This is a genomic window from Prosthecobacter vanneervenii (genome assembly GCF_014203095.1).
In the GTDB taxonomy this organism is placed as follows: domain Bacteria; phylum Verrucomicrobiota; class Verrucomicrobiia; order Verrucomicrobiales; family Verrucomicrobiaceae; genus Prosthecobacter; species Prosthecobacter vanneervenii.
The window spans coordinates 500,915-519,679 of record NZ_JACHIG010000002.1 but is presented as its reverse complement, the minus strand read 5'-3'; the positions used below and the strand labels follow the sequence as shown (position 1 = coordinate 519,679).

Annotated in this window: 9 protein-coding genes (1 of these 9 running past the window's edge); 7 read left to right on the top strand and 2 right to left on the bottom strand. The window is 60.7% G+C overall.

Translation table 11 applies throughout. From position 1 onward, the window contains the following. The first annotated feature begins 100 nt into the window (after positions 1-100). Genes HNQ65_RS07205 through HNQ65_RS07190 form a run of 4 tightly spaced genes read left to right on the top strand, consistent with a single transcriptional unit; the run spans position 101 to position 3,509 of the window. Positions 101-1,222: a glycosyltransferase family 4 protein gene (locus HNQ65_RS07205; protein ID WP_184338824.1), complete on the top strand. Its 1,122-nt coding sequence runs from the start codon at positions 101-103 to the stop codon at positions 1,220-1,222. A gap of 4 nt (positions 1,223-1,226) precedes the next feature. Further along, positions 1,227-2,102: a UDP-2,3-diacylglucosamine diphosphatase gene (locus tag HNQ65_RS07200; RefSeq protein WP_184338823.1), complete on the top strand. Its 876-nt coding sequence runs from the start codon at positions 1,227-1,229 to the stop codon at positions 2,100-2,102. Positions 2,103-2,132: 30 nt separating this feature from the next. Further along, a complete protein-coding gene (gene phoU, locus HNQ65_RS07195; protein WP_184338822.1) occupies positions 2,133-2,846 on the top strand; it encodes a phosphate signaling complex protein PhoU in 714 nt (237 codons plus the stop codon). Between the two features lie 15 nt (positions 2,847-2,861). After that, positions 2,862-3,509, top strand: a complete 648-nt coding sequence (locus HNQ65_RS07190; RefSeq protein WP_184338821.1) for an HAD family hydrolase — start codon at positions 2,862-2,864, stop codon at positions 3,507-3,509. Between the two features lie 83 nt (positions 3,510-3,592). Here HNQ65_RS07190 and HNQ65_RS07185 read toward each other — a convergent pair whose 3' ends face one another. Further along, positions 3,593-4,630 carry a ThuA domain-containing protein gene (locus HNQ65_RS07185; protein WP_184338820.1) on the bottom strand — a complete coding sequence of 346 codons (1,038 nt, stop codon included), beginning with the start codon at positions 4,628-4,630 and terminating at the stop codon, positions 3,593-3,595. 116 nt (positions 4,631-4,746) lie between these two features. Here HNQ65_RS07185 and HNQ65_RS07180 point away from each other — a divergent pair, with 116 nt between their 5' ends. Together HNQ65_RS07180 and HNQ65_RS07175 are read left to right on the top strand one after the other, a co-directional pair. Beyond that, complete coding sequence (locus tag HNQ65_RS07180; RefSeq protein ID WP_184338819.1) at positions 4,747-5,961, top strand: right-handed parallel beta-helix repeat-containing protein; 1,215 nt, start codon at positions 4,747-4,749, stop codon at positions 5,959-5,961. Positions 5,962-6,169: 208 nt separating this feature from the next. Further along, positions 6,170-6,604, top strand: coding sequence for a hypothetical protein (locus HNQ65_RS07175; protein ID WP_184338818.1), 435 nt, complete (start codon positions 6,170-6,172; stop codon positions 6,602-6,604). A 117-nt stretch (positions 6,605-6,721) separates the two neighbouring features. Here the strand turns inward: HNQ65_RS07175 and HNQ65_RS07170 are convergent, their stop codons facing one another. After that, positions 6,722-7,954, bottom strand: a complete 1,233-nt coding sequence (locus HNQ65_RS07170; RefSeq protein WP_184338817.1) for an argininosuccinate synthase — start codon at positions 7,952-7,954, stop codon at positions 6,722-6,724. A gap of 322 nt (positions 7,955-8,276) precedes the next feature. Between HNQ65_RS07170 and HNQ65_RS07165 the strand changes: the two genes are divergently transcribed. Beyond that, a protein-coding gene (locus tag HNQ65_RS07165) for a putative Ig domain-containing protein (protein ID WP_221306070.1) crosses the window boundary here: on the top strand, positions 8,277-18,765 show its 5' portion. The gene runs 22,559 nt beyond the window's last position; 10,489 of the gene's 33,048 nt are visible here — the first part of the coding sequence; the start codon lies at positions 8,277-8,279; its stop codon lies off the right edge, out of view.

Below are 18,765 nucleotides of genomic sequence, written 5' to 3'. Positions count from 1 at the left end.
TCCCAGAGATGAAGCGTGACGGATTCGTCACGGTGACAAAGTTGGAGTGGATTCGCGGATGCGCTTCTTGCTGAGGCAGGTTAATAAGTAAATTCCACACATGAGGGTACTCATCGTCACCGACACCTATCCGCCGGATATCAATGGCGTGGCGCGTACGCTGCATACGCTGGGCATGGGACTGGTGAAGCGCGGGCATGTGGTGGAGGTGGTGACGACGGTGGAGTCCCAGGAGGGGCTGCAGAGGCATGTGATGCACTCGATGCCGCTGCCGGGCTATCCCGGGCTGCGCTTTGGCTTTGCCTCCACGCGGCAGATGCTGGAGCTTTTTGACACTTTCCGGCCGGATGTCCTGTACGTGGCCACGGAGACGCTCATGGGGATTTCGGCCATCCGCGCGGCGGGGAAGCGGGACATCCCGGTGGTGTCCGGGTTTCATACCAACTTCCAAAACTATCTGGAGGACTACCACCTGCCGGGGCTGGAGACGGTGGCGCAGGGGGTGCTGCGAACGATTCACAATCAGACCGCCCGCACTCTGACCCCCTCTGCTGATACGGCGGCCATGCTGGAGCGCTGGGGCATTCAGAATGTTGGGGTGCTGGGGCGCGGGGTGGACACGGAGATGTTTGACCCCATCCGCCGGGATGCAGTGCTGCGCCGGAGCTGGGGGGCAGACGAAAGCACCCCGGTGGCAATCTATGTGGGGCGGGTGGCGGCCGAAAAAAATCTGGAGCTGGTGGTGCGTGCCTACGACGTCTTTAAAGAGGTGCAGCCCAAGGCGCGCATGGTTATCGTGGGCAATGGCCCGCGGCTGGAGTCTCTGAAGGCTGAGAGGCCTGAGTTTCACTATGCCGGGGCACGAACGGGGGAGGATCTGGCCGCGCACTATGCGTCGGGCGATGTGTTTCTCTTTCCGAGCATCACGGAAACCTTTGGGAACGTGGTGCTGGAGGCGATGGCTGCGGGACTGGGGGTGGTGGCGTATGACTACGCTGCGCCCAGGCTGCTCATCCGCAGCGGGGAAAACGGCTGGCTGGCCCCTTTTAACGAAACGGAGGCCTTTCTGGCGCAGGCGCGAGTGGCTGCCGAAGCGTGGCAGAATGGGGAACTGCGCTTTGCTGCGCGGCAGTCTGCGTTTGACCTCGGGTGGGAGCGGGTCATAGAGCAATTTGAGCACGAACTGGCATCTGTGATGCAGAGGAAGGAGATCGTGAAATAGAGAAATGTCCGCCGAAGCACCAGTTCTGAATCCCGCCACCGGCAAGTCGAAGCTGAGGTTCAAGACCATCTTCATTTCCGACGTGCATCTGGGCATGCCAGACAGCAAGGCTGCGCAGGCCTCCCATTTTCTGCGGCACTGCCTCTGCGATAAACTGGTGCTCAATGGCGACATCATTGATGCCTGGCACCTGCGCCGCATGGGCGGGTGGAACAAGGGACACACGAACTTCATCCGCACCGTGCTGCGCAAGATGGAGAAGGAGAACACGGAGATCATCTACCTGCGTGGAAACCACGACGATGTGCTGGACCGCTTCATCCCGATCCAGTTTGAGCACTTCATCATCACAGACGAGCACATCCACCACACGCCCACAGGAGACTATTTGGTCGTGCACGGAGACGGCTTTGATGCGGTGAGCACCAACCACGCGTGGCTAGCGCAGCTGGGTGGGCTAGGGTACAACTTTCTTCTGAGGATCAACCGCCTGTACAACGCCTACCGGGGACTGCGGGGTAAGGAGCCATTCTCCTTCAGCGCCTGGGTGAAGCAGAAGGTGAAATCCACCATCGGAGCCGTGGGCAAGTATGAGGAGCAGCTGCAGAATCTGGCACGGCAGCGGGGCTGCAAGGGCATCATCTGCGGGCACATCCACAAAGTGGACAACAAGATGGTGGGCAGCACGCACTATCTGAACTCCGGAGACTGGGTGGAGTCCATGACAGCGATTGTGGAAAATCTGGACGGTAGCTTTGAAATCCTAGGGTATGCCGACTTTTGCCGTCTGACTCATCGTGATCCCAAGGGGGCGGTGACCGAGGCGGAAGAGGAGCACCCGCCAGCGGGAGAATCTGAATCTTCCGCAATTCCAATGTAGCGAATTTGTCACATTAGTTCATTCTAAACCATGCACGAACATATCCTTTCCAGTTACACCCACTCGCTCGACAAGCTGCGCGGAGACGTCCTTGCGATGGCCAGCATGGCGCGCAAGAACCTGGCCAGCGCGATGCGCGGCCTGCTGGAGCGTGACACTGACCTGTGCAATGCCGCGATAGCTGCCGACCAGGATGTGAATGAACTGGAGAAGAGTGTGGACAAGCTGGGCATGCAGATCCTGGTGAAGTTTCAGCCGACAGCGCATGACCTGCGGGCGGTGATGGGAACGATCCGCGTGGCGAACAACCTGGAGCGCATTGCCGACCAGGCGTCGAGCATCGCCAAGCGTGCACGGATTCTGAACAACCTGCCGGAGTACCCTGAAGTGAAGCTCATCCAGCCGGTGTACTCTCTTTGTGACCGCAATCTGGACCAGAGTCTGCAGGCCTTTCTGAATGCGGACCCCGAAGCTGCTGCTGCTGCGCGCCTGCTGGACAAGGAACTGGACGCTGCCGAGAAGGCACTGGACCGCGAGATCATCGCCGTGATGGAGTCCCAGCACGTGGAGCTGGAGGGCTACATCCATCTCATTTTCATCGCACGCTTTCTGGAGCGTGTGGGAGACCATGCCAAGAACATCTGCGAAGATACCATCTTCATCGAGCGAGCTGAGGATATCCGCTTCAGCAAAGACAAGCGCGCGGAAGTGGCCGCCGCAGCCTCTGGGACGGAAGCGCCGTGAGAAGTCGTGCTGCCGATGTCTTCTGCTGCAACGGATATTCTCCAGCTTGATCGCCCCTTTCAGGCGGTCCTTTTTGACATGGATGGCACGCTGCTGGACTCGCGCGCGGTGGTGGAGCGCGTGTGGCGTGACTGGGCAGCCTCGCACGGGCGTGACTTTGCGCCTGTGATGGCGGAGTCTCACGGACGCCGAACCATCGACACCGTGCGTGCGTTTGCGATTGCTGGAGCCGATGCTGAGGTGGAGGCGAAGAAGGTGGAGGCGATGGAGATTGCGGATGTGGAGGGCATTGTGGCCATTGCCGGAGCGGCAGAGCTAATCGCTCGCCTGCCCAGCCATCGCTGGGCGGTGGTTACTTCGGCCGGGCGGGAGCTGGCGGTGCGCAGACTCACGGCTGCTGGCCTGCCGATTCCCAAGAACATGATCACCGCCGAGGATGTTTCTCAGGGCAAGCCTGAGCCAGAAGGCTATCTGAAAGCCGCAAGGCTGCTCGGAACTACGGCAGACCAGTGTCTCGTGTTTGAAGATGCCCAGGCGGGCATCGAAGCCGGGCGAAGAGCTGGAAGCACCGTCATCGCCATCACTGCTGCGCGGCCACATTCTTTTGAAGCAGCATGTCCTTCAGTGCTGGACTATGAGCACGTGAGGTTTGAGCTGGCGTAAGGGGCGGTTCGCGTCCAGAGGTGAGAATAAAAAAGGCGCTGTGTTGCCACAGCGCCCGGGGATTGAATGATGGAATGTTTACCTCAAGGAATGTTGCCGACTGGGGAGGGGGCGTCGGCGAGCTTGAGGGCCCACTTGATGCCGGCGAGGATCATGTCCTGATAGGTCTGGGCGATCTCAGGGCTGTTCTTGCGGTCCTTGGTGCCGGCTTTCCAGGTGGGATCCCAGACGTCTTCGCGGTGGCCGAGGGAGTTGTAATACACACGGCCGGAGCCGAGTTCCTTGCACCAGGAGACGGGGTAGTAGCGGCCTTTTTGGGCTTCGACATCCTTCAAGTCGGCATCCTTCTTGGGGTCTTGGATGTTCTTTTCTTTCCGCTGGGCGGCTTCCTGCAGCATCTGCTCAAGGTTGGGATGGGTGTTCAGACCGAGGAGGCCATGCACCTTGGCTTTGTCGAAGGTCTTGATGATGTAGATCTCGTCGAAGACTTTCCAGCCGGAGGGAACGGTCTTGGTGATGATGTGGGCGGGGTCATGAACGATGGGCTGGATTTCGACCTGAGACTTGTGGGTTTCGAATTCTCCACCCAGCATGTCGATGTAGCCACGGAAGGGGTGGTAGGTGTCGGAGCCGGAGTGCATGGCGATGAAGGCCTTGCCGCCTTCGATGAGCTTGATGAAGCCTTCGCGGTCAGGGAGGAGGAGGTCGCCGGTGGTGTTGGCAAAGACGAAGCCGTCGTAGCCCTTGATTTTGTCGAGGGCCATCTTGTCGGCCATGTAGGCGGCGATTTTCTCGGTCCAGATTTTGTTGGCCACGTTGAATTCAGCAAGGGCCTTGCTGTAGGCATCCTGCTTGGCCTTGAAGGACTCGTCAGTGTCCTTCTTCTCATCGCGCACGGGAGGCTTGCCGGGGTTCTTGGGCTGGCCGTCGGGCTGGTGGACGTAATCGACGGTAAAGGCACCGGATTTCTGACCGAGTTCGGCGAGGACTTTCTCGGCGGTCTCGATGGAGGAATGGCGGAAGCTTGTGGTGACAGTGACGACGAGGAGCTTCTTGGGCTCCGCGAAAGCGGAGGAGAGCGACAGGGCGGCTGCGAACAGGAGCGTGAGGCGTTTGATCATGGTGGGGAAGAGCAAACGTGGCGCGGCGGGGAGCTTTTGCAGGCGGAAAATGCGCGAGATGAAAGTTGGCCGAGAGGGGGCGAGAAAATGTGGAGGCAGGGCGCGTAAGTGGATGGATGAAAACACTGATTTTTTACCTCTGCCTGCATGCCGCCGCTATCCATGCGCAAACTGCCACGCCGCCTGTGGCGGTGGATGCGGCGAAATATCCCAGCCTGCAGGCGGCCCTGGATGCTGTGCCTGCCAGCGGCGGGCTGGTGACGATACCGCCGGGGAACTATGAGATCACGCAACCGCTGCTGGTGAAGACGGCGGAGACACGCATCGTGGGTGGTGGTGCGGCCACACACATCATCAATAAGAACGCCGAGGGAGCGCCTGCTTTCATTCTGCGCCCGCCGACACTCGACACCGACAAAAAAGCGCGCCTATGGCGCGTGCAGATGGCGGACCTGAGGGTGAGCGGCAATGAGAAGAGCGGGGATGGGATCTTTGCGGAGTGCATTGAGGAGATTTACTTTGAGGGCGTGTCGATCGACCACCATGGTGGAAGCGGCATCCATATGGTGAACTGTGCGGAAGATCCGCGTGTGGCGGACTGCATCATTACTTACAACAAGAAGTGCGGGGTGGAGATCATGGGCGGGCATGACATCGTGGTGAACGCGAACCACTTTGAGGAGAACCAGGATGCGCTGCGCTGCAGCGATTCCTTCAACCTGTGCATGAATGGCAACAATGTGGACGATCACCTGGGGAACGGCGTGATCATCGAGAACACCTATGGCTCGGTGCTGAGCGGAAACATGATCGAGGAGTGCAACGGGACAGCGGTGATCCTGGACCGCGACTGCTACGGAATCACACTAAGTGCGAACGTGATCGCGCATCACCTGAAGGGCGGGATTGACCTGCGGGATGCCTGCGGCTGCACACTGAGTGCGAACACCTTTGTGCTGGCGCATGAGTTCTCTGTGAGAGTGGGGAAGGACAGCGAGCGCAACACGATCAGCGGGAACTCCTTCTGCAACACCTACATTGGAGCCGGCATGGACAAGCGTCCTGCTGAGGCCAAGACGCCGATGGGCGTGGACATGGGAACGGGCGTGCTGTTGGAGGGGGGCGTGCATGGATTGCTACTCACTGGCAATACTTTCTCCGGACTGAAGACGCCTGCAGCGTGGAGCACGGGAGAGGTGAAGGGGGTGCTGATTTCCTCCAATCTGTGCATCGGATGCAGACGGGATTCTGCAGACAAGGGGATCTTGTTTGCGATTGGGGCCAAAGGAGTAAACTTAATCAAAGACAACCTAGAAGAAAATGAACCGTGAATTATAGATAAAGGGAACTTGGGAAAGTGGCGCAAGGATCAACGGTCATCATAAAGTTTCTTTGTTATCTGAATGATAAATTGGTTTTTGGTCGTATTTATGCTAAGAAGCGTGTATCCCGCCTACCAAGCCAAGTGCTAGATAAAGGATATTGGAGGTCATTTAAAGAAATCATTTACCCTTAATTTTATACTATCGTTCAGCCAGCATGTTGGATGTTCAGCGTTATCGAGGTGCCCGGCACCTGAAAGAGATCGACTTCACCCGCAAGGTCATGTGGTCTCACATGATTACAGGGGCGGTCGTGATCGCGCTGTTTCTTTTCCATGAGGTTTTCCGCTGGTTCGCGGGTTCGATCGTTTGGTACGCGCTGAGCCTGCTGGTCATGTATGGCTTCATGAACGAGCGCGCGAGCTGCCGCTGGCTGCTGGCGCTGGTCTTTCTAGCTGCTGCTGGCGCCGGCCTGTATTTTCTCAATCAGGTGTTTCCCCATCTCATGGAGCCGCATGTGGCTTTGGTGCCTCGTTCCTTCATGCCACTGTGGCTGGGACTGGCCAATTTGATCTACTGCACGGGGACGCTCTTCATCCTGTTTGATTCACGTATCCGCCGTGCGGGGGAAGTAGGTTTTACCCTATGGTGAGATATATCGGCGGTAACTTTTTTTGATCGTCGTTTTAGCGCAAGCCCGTTGCCTGTTAATGTCGTAACAGGCTATAAAAAATGGGGGCCCTAAGGCCCCCATTTTAATAAGCGGAACTTACTTTTTGCGATCGCGTAGCGCACCGGTGCGGAGGCGGAGGCCATTCAGGCGGATGAAGCCTGTGGCGTCGTCCTGGTTGTAGGCCTTGGTGGGGTCTGCTTCCATGGTGGCGATCTGCGGATTGTAGAGGCTGTAGATGCTCTTGCGTCCGGCAGGGATGATGTTGCCCTTGTAGAGCTTCAGGCGGACGGTGCCGCTGACTTTCTGCTGGCTTTCGGTGACGAGGGCCTGCAGTGCAAGGCGCTCGGGGGCGTACCAGAAGCCATTGTAAACGAGGGTCGCGTATTTTGGGATGAGGCTGTCGCGCAGGTGCATGACCTCACGGTCCATGGTGAGGCTTTCGATCTGGCGGTGGGCGAAGTGCAGGATGCTGCCGCCGGGGGTCTCATAGACGCCGCGGCTCTTCATGCCGACGAAGCGGTTTTCCACCATGTCCACGCGGCCGACGCCGTGTTTGCCGCCGAGCTTGTTGAGGAGCTTCATGACTCCCAGCGGTGAGAGGAGCTTGCCATTGACGGCAATACAGTTGCCCTTTTCGAACTCGAGGATGATGGTTTCTGCCTTGTCGGGTGCCTCCTCTGGGAAGACGGAGAGGGTATTGAAGTAGCCTTTATACTTAGGATCGCTGGCGTCGAACCAAGGATCTTCAAGGATGCCGGCCTCGTAGCTGATGTGCAGGAGGTTACGGTCCATGGAGAAGGGCTTTTTGGCGCTGGCCTGCACGGGAATCTTCTTTTCCTCGCAGTAGGCGATCATTTCAGCACGACCGGGGAACTGGGTGCGGAAGCGCTCATCGCGCCAAGGGGCGATGGTCTCGATCTCAGGGGCGAGGGCGGCGGCGGTGAGCTCAAAGCGGACCTGGTCGTTGCCCTTGCCCGTGGCACCGTGGGCGATGAAGCCGGCTTTTTCGGCCTTGGCGATCTCCACCATGCGCTTGGCGATGAGGGGGCGGGCGATACTGGTGCCAAGGAAGTACTGGCCTTCGTAGATGGCACCGGCCTGGATCATCGGATAGATGAAATCTGTGGCAAACTCCTCTTGCAGGTCGTCGATGTAGATCTTGGAGGCGCCAGTCTTTTTAGCCTTGGCGTTCAATCCTTTAAGTTCGTCGTCTTGGCCGACATTAGCGCAGAAAGCAATGACTTCAGCGTTGTAGGTTTCCTTGATCCAGGAGAGGAGGACGGAGGTGTCTAGGCCGCCGGAGTATGCGAGGACGATTTTTTTGCTCATGAGAATGACCGCTTTTCAGGGGCGCGGAGGATACGAGAAATCAGCGGAGTGTCGAGGGCGGGAGTACCTAATTTTTGCAGCGTTCGAGTGGTCAGAAGCGAGTTATTTAGGATGGCTTAAATAAAAAGGAGCTTTTTATTGAAATTATAGTCCGTGCTGTTATGATGGAATTATTCACCAAAATTACATGGGTTTTACACCGGGACAAAGCTGCCAAGCATCTGCGTATCAAACGTCTGAGGATTGTGCGGCGGAGCACCTCCGCAGGTCTGCACGGAGGCAGGGGGGGCATGCGCGTTTGTGGTTCAGATTTTGGGCGTTGGTGACCGTGCTTCTGGCCAGTACTACGACGGCTTGGACTGCTACGGATTTCAGTGACTATTCTGGCTTTACCAGCGCAAGCAGCACCACGGTGAGCACGATCAAAATCGGGGCCACGACGGACAGTGAAACGGCGATTACTGCCAATAATACTGCAACAGGGGACGACATCACGGGCTCGGACGACGAAGATGGGGTGACACTGCCTGCCAGCCTGGTGACCGGGACTTCTGGCAGCATGACGGTGAATGTGAGCAACTCCAGTGGCGCGACTGTTTATCTGAACGCATGGATCGATTACAATAACAATGGAGTGCTTACGGACTCTGGAGAGCAGGTGGCCACGAACACGACGATCGCCACCGGGACGTCCAACTCCAACAAGACGATCACCTTTACGGTACCAGCGACGGCGACGAGCGGCAAAGTGGGTGTGCGTGTGCGCCTGACGTCCACCAGCAGCCCAGGCTCTACTGGCTTGAGCGGCAACGGAGAAGTGGAAGACAACGTGGTTTTGATCTGCCCAACGGTCACGGTCTCTCCAGCCAGTCTTTCGAGCGCTTCGGTGGGGGCATCCTATTCGCAGACGCTCACCTCGAGCGGTGGCACCTCTCCCTACACGTATTCGGTTACCACTGGATCTCTGCCTGCTGGGCTGGCGCTGAGCAGTGCCGGTGTGCTGAGCGGTACTCCGACCTCCAGCACCAGCCAGACATTCACCGTGCAGGCTGCGGATGCGAACGGGTGCAACGGCACGCGCAGCTACACACTGGCGCCGGTTTGCACGGCCTACGTGATTTCTCCCTTTGCCATGGGGTCCTGGGATCTTGCTGCTGCGGTGAATTTAACACTGGTTGCCACGGCTACTTCAGGCACTGCTTCAGCACCCTACACATGGGCGGTGACTTCCGGCACGTTGCCGCCGGGCCTTTCCCTGAGCAGCGCGGGTGTGCTCAGCGGCACCACCACGACAAAGGGGACTTACAGCTTTACGATTCAGATGACCGATGCCAACGGATGCACCGCATCGCAGGCCTATCTGATGACAATAGCCTCTGGAACAAGCTATTCCAGCCTGCTTTACATGACGACTGGCAATGGCAGCAGCGGCTATCTTGAGACCTACGATGTCTCCACGGGAACCAAAACAGTGGTGGGACCTACCAATGACTCCAGCGCCCGCTACCTCACTGACCTCGCATGGTCCCCCTCAGGTACATTGTACGGCATCGATTTCACCAGCATCTACACCATCAATCCTTCGACTGGCGCAGTCACCAGGATCGGCAGCTTTGGCACCAGCAACAACTTTAACAGCCTCGTCTTTGATGCAGGCGGCACCCCCTACATGGGAAGCAACAATGATGGAGACATCTACACCTTCAGTCTCTCCTCTCTCAGTACCAGCACCATCACCACACCGACCCTTATATTCAGCTCTCCCGCCACAACGCCGGACGGGCAGGCGCTGGCCAGCGCCGGAGATCTGGCGTGGATCGGGAACGAGCTCTACTACGCCGTGGCAAACAGCAGCTTCACCACCTTCTATTTGTACAAGGTGCCTGCTGGTGGCACGGCCACCCAACTGGTGGGGCAAATCAGAACCTCCGGCGGCACCGCCATCAGCAACGTCTTTGGCCTTTCCACTGACGGCTATGGCACCCTCTACGCGCAGGCCGGCACCGCCCACTACTCCCTGGATAAAACCACAGGCATCGCCACCGTCATCACTGCCAACGCTTGTGTGAACCAAGTCTCTGGTGGTGCCATGCGCTATGAGTTTACGCAGGTGTTGGATGACTTTGGCGACTACTCCATCTTTCCGGTGGCGCGTGACACGATGTACACCTCCCTGCTGATGGGGACGCAGATCGACTACGACATCCCTGCGGCCTTCAACACCGCAGCTACGGCCGATGACCTGGCCTGGCTGGATGACGAAGATGGTGTGACGCTGCCCGGCAGCGTGGTGCAGGGAGCCACGGGCATGACGGTGACAGTCAAGGTGACCAACACGACCGGAGCGCCTGCCTTTCTGAACGGCTGGATCGACTTTAACAACAATGGGTCGCTGACTGATGCGAATGACCAGATCATCAGCAATGTGACGATCCCGACCGGGACGAGCGGTGCCAACCAGACCTACACTTTCAATGTGCCGGCAAGCGCGGCGGTGGGCAGTGTGGGAGCGCGTTTCCGCATTACTGCGGTCAGCAATCCCGGACCCACGGGGGCGGATGGCCCTGGTGAAGTGGAAGATTACCTGATCCCGATCACTTGCAGCACGGTGACAGTTTCTCCCAGCACGCTGCCGACTCCGACCGTAGGAACGGCGTATTCTCAGACGGTGAGCGCCAGCGGTGGAAACTCTCCTTACACCTTTGCTGTGGCTACAGGCACTCTGCCCGCCGGGCTGACGCTGAACACCTCCACGGGAGTGCTCTCCGGAACGGTGACCAGTTCCAGCGCCACGAGCTTCACACTGCGAGCGACCGATGCCAAGGGATGCACCGGCACGCTGGCCTACAGCATCACGCCCACGTGTCCAGCGGTGACGGTTGCTCCAGCCACGCTTAACACGCCTACGGTTGGCAGCTCCTTCACTCAGACGCTGACTGCTACAGGTGGACTTTCTCCTTACACTTGGGCGCTGACCAGCGGCACGCTTCCGACCGGGCTTTCCCTGAACACGAGCACGGGTGTCATCAGTGGCACGGCCACGAGCAGCGCGGCCGCTACCATCACGGCACGCGCCACGGATTCAGCAGGCTGCACGGGCTCTATGAGCTACACCATCACGCCAGTGTGCCCCTCGATCAGCATCACGCCGAGCACGCTGGCGGCGGGCCTGGTGGGCACGGCTTACTCGCAGACGCTGAGCGCCAGCGGTGGCACAGCTCCTTACAGCAGCTGGACAGTAACAAGCGGGACGCTGCCTGCAGGGCTGACGCTGAATGCCAGCACGGGCGTGATCAGCGGTACGCCCACGGCCTCGGCCAGTCCTTCCACATCTGTGACGGTACGTGTGAACGACAACTATGGCTGCCAGGGCACCCAGGTGGTCACCTTCCAGATCTGCCCGGTGGTTTCCATCACTCCAGCCATTCTGCCAACGCCCACAGTGGGCACGGCTTATTCTCAAAGCATCACTTCCTCCGGTGGCTCGGGTACCTACACCTACACTGTGAGCAGCGGTGCACTGCCATCCTGGGCTACTCTCAGCAGCGCGGGTGTGCTGAGCGGCACGCCCACCAGCACGACTTCCGCAACGTTTACTGTGAAGTCCACGGACTCCAACAACTGCAGCAGCACGCAGAGCTACACGATTACGCCCGTGTGTCCGACGGTGATCATCAGCCAAAGCGCGCTGGCCACAGGTACGGTGGGCAGCGCCTATTCGCAGACGCTGAGCGCCACTGGCGGCACGGCACCCTACAGCTCCTGGACGATCACCAGCGGTGCTCTTCCTGCAGGGCTGACGCTGAATGCCAGCACCGGTGTGATCAGCGGCACGCCCACGGCCTCCGCCAGCCCGGCCACCTCGATCACTGTGCGTGCGAATGACGCGAATGGCTGCCAGGGATCGCGTGCCATCACGCTGCAGGTCTGCCCTGTGATTTCTTTTTCTCCCACCACACTGGCGACCCCTGTGGTGGGAACGGCCTATTCGCAGACCATTACGCCTGGTGGCGGCACTTCTCCCTATACCTGCACACTGGCCAGCGGCACACTGCCGACATGGGCCTCGCTCACCGCTGCGGGGGTGCTGAGCGGCACGCCGACCAGCACCACCACGTCCATCTTCACGCTGCGCTTTACAGATGCCAATAGCTGCTCCTCCACGCTGGCCTACACGGTGACGCCCGTCTGTCCGACCATCAGCATCAGCCCGACATCGCTTGCACTCGGGACGGTGGGCACGGCTTACTCGCAGACTCTGAGCGCCAGCGGGGGCATCGCCCCCTATGGCACATGGACGATCACGGGCGGCACGCTGCCTGCGGGACTGACGCTGAACTCCAGCACCGGTGTGATCAGCGGCACGCCCACGGCATCCGCCAGCCCTGCCACCACGATCACTGTGCGAGTGAATGATGCCAATGGCTGCCAGGGCACGCAGGCGGTGACGCTGCAGGTCTGCCCGGTGGTGTCCATAGCGCCGACGACTCCGACTGCAGGCACGGTGGGCGTGGCCTACTCTCAGACGATCACAGCCTCTGGCGGTGCGAGCCCCTACAGCTATGCAGTGACCAGCGGCACGCTGCCTGCGGGCCTGACGCTGAACACGAGCACAGGGGTGGTGAGCGGCACGCCGACGACTCCGTCGAGCGGCAGTGTGACGATTCGCGCCACGGATGCCAACGGGTGTGTGGGCACGCAGAGCATGACCTTCACGACGAGCTGCTCGGTGCTGAGCATTGCCACAGCCACGCTGCCGCAGGCCACGGCGGGCAGTGCGTATTCGCAGACGCTTGCGGCCACGGGAGGAGCGTCGGCCTACACATGGACGGTGACGAGCGGCACGCTTCCAGCCGGGCTGAGCCTGAGCAGCGGTGGAGTGCTCAGCGGCACGCCGACGACGAGCAACGCGGGAGGAGTGAGCGTGACGATCTCTGTGACGGACAGCTACAGTGTGTGCGCGGTGACGAAGAGCTACACACTGCAGGTGTGTCCGGTGGTGACGGTGGCGCCGACGACATTGACCAGTCCGACTGTGGGTACGGCGTATTCACAGACGATCACCGCGAGCGGGGGGGCTTCGCCATATACCTATACGGTGAGCAGCGGGACGCTGCCGACGTGGGCGACACTGAGCAGCGGCGGAGTGCTGAGCGGAACACCGACGAACACCACGGCAGCGACCTTCACGGTGAAGGCGACGGATGCCAACGGCTGCGCCAGCACGCGCTCCTATACAATAACACCGGCATGCCCGACTCTCACTATCACGCCGACAACGCTGGCGGCAGGCACGGTGGGCACGGCTTACTCCCAGACACTGGTGGCCAGCGGTGGCGTGGCACCTTATGGATCATGGACAATCACGAGCGGTTCGCTGCCTGCGGGACTCTCGCTGAATGCCAGCACGGGTGTGATCAGCGGCACACCGACGGCTTCTGCCGGCCCCACCAACACAGTCAATTTCCGTGTGAGTGATGCGAATGGCTGTCAGGCCACGCAGGCAGTGACAGTGCAAGTTTGCCCGATCATCGCCATCTCGCCGACGACACCAGCCGCGGGCACGGTGGGGACGGCCTACACACAGACGTTCACAGCGTCCGGCGGCACTTCGGCCTACACGTATGCCGTGGCCAGCGGCACGCTGCCGGCTGGGCTTACTCTGAACAGCTCCACGGGTGTGGTGAGCGGAACCCCGACATCCAGCACGAGCGCCAACGTGACTCTCCGTGTCACGGATGCGAACGGCTGCCAGGGCACGCAGGCGGTGACGTTTGCCATGGGCTGCCCGGTGATCACCATCTCCAACACGTCGCTGCCGCAGGGTTCGGTGGGGACAGCCTACTCACAGACGTTCACCGCATCGGGCGGTTCTGGGGTGTATACATGGTCGGTGACGAGCGGAACGCTGCCTGCCGGACTGACTCTTAATTCGACCAGCGGTGTCCTGAGTGGCACACCCACCACCGGCAACGGTGCCGGAGTTAGTGTTACCATCGCTGCGACGAGCACGGCAAACTCCTGTGCTGGCACCAAGACTTTCACGATGCAGGTATGCCCCGTCATCACCTTGGCTCCGACCACGCTGACAACGCCGACGGTGGGGACGGCGTATTCACAGACGCTGACGGCGAGCGGCGGTGCCTCCAGCTATACCTACACGCTGGCCAGCGGCACGCTGCCGACATGGGCGACGCTGAGCAGTGGCGGTGTGCTGAGCGGCACGCCAAACAGCACGACATCGGCCACCTTTACGGTCAAGGCCACGGATGCGAATGGCTGCTCGTCCACGCTGGCCTACACAGTGACGCCCGTCTGTCCGACCATCAGCATCAGCCCGACATCGCTTGCACTCGGGACGGTGGGCACGGTTTATTCACAGACGCTGAGTGCCAGCGGGGGCATCGCCCCCTACGGCACGTGGACCATCACTGGCGGCACGCTGCCCGCGGGACTGACGCTGAACTCCAGCACCGGTGTGATCAGCGGCACGCCCACGGCATCCGCCAGTCCTGCCACCACGATCACGGTGCGAGTGAATGATGCCAATGGCTGCCAGGGCACACAGGCGGTGACGCTGCAGGTCTGCCCGGTGGTGTCCATAGCGCCGACGACTCCGACTGCAGGCACGGTGGGCGTGGCCTACTCTCAGACGATCACAGCCTCTGGCGGTGCGAGCCCCTACAGCTATGCAGTGACCAGCGGCACGCTGCCTGCGGGCCTGACGCTGAACACGAGCACAGGGGTGGTGAGCGGCACGCCGACGACTCCGTCGAGCGGCAGTGTGACGATTCGCGCCACGGATGCCAACGGGTGTGTGGGCACGCAGAGCATGACCTTCACGACGAGCTGCTCGGTGCTGAGCATTGCCACAGCCACGCTGCCGCAGGCCACGGTGGGCAGTGCGTATTCGCAGACGCTTGCGGCGACGGGGGGAGCGTCGGCCTACACATGGACGGTGACGAGCGGCACGCTTCCAGCCGGGCTGAGCCTGAGCAGCGGTGGAGTGCTCAGCGGGACGCCGACGACGAGCAACGCGGGAGGAGTGAGCGTGACGATCTCTGTTACGGACAGCTACAGTGTGTGCGCGGTGACGAAGAGCTACACACTGCAAGTGTGCCCGGTGGTGACGGTGGCGCCGACGACATTGCCAAATCCGACAGTGGGGACGGCGTATTCGCAGACGATCACTGCAAGCGGGGGTGCTTCGCCATATACTTACACGGTGAGCAGCGGGACGCTGCCGACGTGGGCGACGCTGAGCAGCGGCGGAGTGCTGAGCGGAACACCGACGACCACTACGGCGGCGACCTTCACGGTGAAGGCGACGGATGCCAACGGCTGCGCCAGCACGCGCTCTTACACGATCACACCTGGCTGTCCGACTCTCACCATTTCTCCGACAACGCTCACGCAGGGGACGGTGGGCACGGCATACTCACAGACACTGAGCGCTACTGGCGGCACAGCCCCCTACAGTTCGTGGACGATCACCGGTGGTACGCTGCCGACCGGATTGGCGCTGAATGCCAGCACGGGTGTCATCAGCGGCACGCCGACTGTTGCAGTGAGCCCGGCCGGCTCGATCACGGTGCGCGTCAATGACGCGAACGGCTGCCAGGGATCACAGACGGTGGCGCTGCAAGTTTGCCCGGTGATTGCGATGGCGCCAGCAACGTTGACGACGCCGACGGTGGGCACGGCGTATTCGCAGACGATCTCTGCGAGCGGCGGCACTTCGCCCTACACCTACACGCTGGTCAGCGGCACTCTGCCAGCCTGGGCTGCGCTTAGCAGCGCGGGGGGCATCAGCGGCACGCCAAACAGCACGACATCAGCCACCTTTACGGTCAAGGCCACGGATGCCAATGGCTGTGCCAAGACACAGGCCTACACCCTGGCACCGGTCTGCCCCACGCTGAGCATCGCACCCGCCACGCTGACACAGGCGGTCGTGGGTGTTGCCTATTCACAGACGCTGACGGCCAGTGGCGGCACTGCTTCTTACACCTGGGCGGTTACTTCCGGCACCTTGCCTGCAGGTCTTACTTTAGGCAGCAGCACAGGAGTGATCTCCGGCACACCTTCAACAGCCAACTCCGCTGGCGTGAGTGTGACGGTGCGCGCGACTGATGCAAACGGCTGTCAGGCTTCCACAGCACTGACGGTTCAGGTTTGCCCGGCCATCAGCGTAAGTCCGGCCACGCTGGCAGCGGGCACGGTGGGCACCAGCTACTCGCAGACTCTGACATCCAACGGCGGCACTTCACCCTACACGTATGGCATCAGCAGCGGCACCGCGCCAGCAGGGCTGACACTGAGCAGCAACGGGGTGCTGAGCGGCACGCCCAGCACGGCCTACCCCACCAGCACGAGCTTCACAGTGCGTGCTACAGATGCCAATGGCTGTATCAAGGACCAGGTGGTGAGTGTGAAGATCTGCCCGGTGGTGAGCCTCTCCTCCATCTCCAGCACGATCACGATAGGCACCACGTATTCGCAGACGATCAGCGCCAGCGGCGGCACCTCTCCCTATGTGCTGGCGCTCAGCAGCGGCACGCTGCCTGCGGGCCTGAGCTTTAACACGAGCACAGGAGTGCTGAGTGGCAAGCCCACGAGCCCCACCGCGCGCACGTTTGTCATCAGCGCCACGGATGCCAATGGCTGCGCAGCAACGCAGAGCTACACGCTCACACCGCAGTGTCCGGTGATCAGTGTGAGCCCCGGCACGATGCCTGTGGGAATGGTGGGGACGGCTTACTCGCAGACCTTTACCACGGCGGGCGGCACCTCACCTTACACCTACGCCATCACCAGCGGTGCGCTGCCTGCCGGGCTGAGCCTGAACAGCTCCACGGGAGTGATCAGCGGAACGCCCACGGCATCCGGCACGTATTCGCTGGGGCTGAGCGTGACAGATGCCACCACCTGCCAAACCAGCATCACGCGCAGCATCATCATCTCCGGTGCCACGCTTTCCGACTGCCCCACACCTTTGAGCCAAAGCGTGGGTGGTGCGTATCAGGTGACACGCCTCGGTCTGAATGTGCTGGGGGGAGAAGCCACAGGCACGGGCAATTGCTTGTACAACATGTCTCCAAACGGGCGCTGGATCACGGGCATCCGAGTGGGGCTGACCTCGCGTGGATTCGTGATCAACACGCTGAGCTGGGCTAACACCGATGTGCCGCTGCTGGCCTCCGACCACACCTATGCGATGGGTCAGGATGTGAACGACAGCGGCAATGCCGTGGGCTACGACAAGTGGACCAGCGGATCCAAGCTGAACGTTGCGCCGTGGTATTTTACGAATGGAACGACCACCAGGCTCAAGACTCCGTATGACACCAACGCCAGCCTGAGCGCCATGCCATGCGCGCTGACTAATGACAGCGCGTATGCCTTTGGCACCGTGGACCCGGACGGCCCTGGAGGCCCGGTGCTCTCCCAGGGCGGGCTTTGGAACATCAACACCAATTCCTGGACGGCCATCGCTGGTACGCTGCAGGTGCTGGATGCCTCCTCGGACGGCACCAAGATCCTGGTGATCGACAGCAGCGGTGTGGGCAAGGTGCTCAGCGGCAGTCCTGCGGGGGGCTATCCTACGACGGTGGTCAGCTTCACCGGCGGCTCTCTGAACAGCGGGCGCATCAGCTCCAATGGCCGCTACATCGGCGCCAGCCAGCGCATTTCAGGTGTGCCGGTGCCGTTTGTCTATGACACGCAGACCAGCACGCGCACCAATCTGCCGCGCATTCTGCCGCAGGACAGCCTGGGTGGCATCGTGGGGGCCATCAGCGACACGGGTCGAGTGCTTGGTACGATCTACAGCAGTGGTTCAACAGGCAGCTTTGCAGTGATGTGGGATACGCCGGTAGATCTCTACACCCGCATCTCTGACCTGCTGGTTTCTGACGGCCAGGTGTCAAAGGACGTCTCATACTCCTACTGGAACATCTATAACGGCGGCAATGGCATCTCCTCGGACGGCACAACGATGGGCGTGTTTGGAGACAATCCTTATGGGCAGGAAGATTCGATGGTGTTCCAGCGGGTGGCGGTGGCCGACTCCCGCCTCTGCCTGGGCAACAACGTATGGCAGGACACCAACCGCAATGGCATCAAGGATGCCGGTGAGCCGGGAGCAGCCGGGGCTGTGGTGCATCTTTTCCATCCAGGCGCAGATGGCGTGCGCGGCGGCACCGGAGTGAATGCCGACTATGAGATTTCCGCACCTGTGACCACCACGAGCAGCGGTGTGTATGTGTTTAGCAACGTGCCCTCCGGCACCTACTACGTGCAGGTAAATCCGCCTGCGGCGCTGCCTGCAAGCTCCGGGCCTGTGGTGACGACGGACAATGGCGTGGACAACGACAACAACGGCATGCAGCCCGGCGGCCCAGGCACGCCGATCTACAGCCCGCTGATCACTCTGGTGCCGGGTACTGAGCCAGTGAATGATGGAGACGGTAATGCGAACACGGACTTCACGGTAGACTTTGCGCTGGGGGATGGTGTGAGCGTGGGCGACACCGTGTTTGCAGACACGAATGGCAACGGATTGTATGAGCCAGGCTCAGGAGAAACAGGAATCTCCGGCATTACGGTGCAGCTTCTGGACAGCGACGGAAATCTGCTGCTGAGCACCATTACGGATGCGAGTGGCGGCTACTTCTTTGGCGGCTGCGCTCCGGGCACCTACTACGTGAGCGTGCCCACACCGCCCGCAAGCTATACCTCCGCCACGATCGCGGTGACTGCAGACAACGGAGTGGACAATGACAGCAACGGCATCCAGAACGGCGGACCGG

What these genes read in the sequence shown, in the direction of transcription:
- phoU (WP_184338822.1), top strand. Translation starts at nt 2,133, where the DNA reads ATGCACGAACATATCCTTTCCAGTTACACCCACTCGCTCGACAAGCTG.
- HNQ65_RS07190 (WP_184338821.1), top strand. Translation starts at nt 2,862, where the DNA reads ATGTCTTCTGCTGCAACGGATATTCTCCAGCTTGATCGCCCCTTTCAG.
- HNQ65_RS07180 (WP_184338819.1), top strand. Translation starts at nt 4,747, where the DNA reads ATGAAAACACTGATTTTTTACCTCTGCCTGCATGCCGCCGCTATCCAT.
- HNQ65_RS07205 (WP_184338824.1), top strand. Translation starts at nt 101, where the DNA reads ATGAGGGTACTCATCGTCACCGACACCTATCCGCCGGATATCAATGGC.
- HNQ65_RS07175 (WP_184338818.1), top strand. Translation starts at nt 6,170, where the DNA reads ATGTTGGATGTTCAGCGTTATCGAGGTGCCCGGCACCTGAAAGAGATC.
- HNQ65_RS07170 (WP_184338817.1), bottom strand. Translation starts at nt 7,954, where the DNA reads ATGAGCAAAAAAATCGTCCTCGCATACTCCGGCGGCCTAGACACCTCC.
- HNQ65_RS07200 (WP_184338823.1), top strand. Translation starts at nt 1,227, where the DNA reads ATGTCCGCCGAAGCACCAGTTCTGAATCCCGCCACCGGCAAGTCGAAG.
- HNQ65_RS07185 (WP_184338820.1), bottom strand. Translation starts at nt 4,630, where the DNA reads ATGATCAAACGCCTCACGCTCCTGTTCGCAGCCGCCCTGTCGCTCTCC.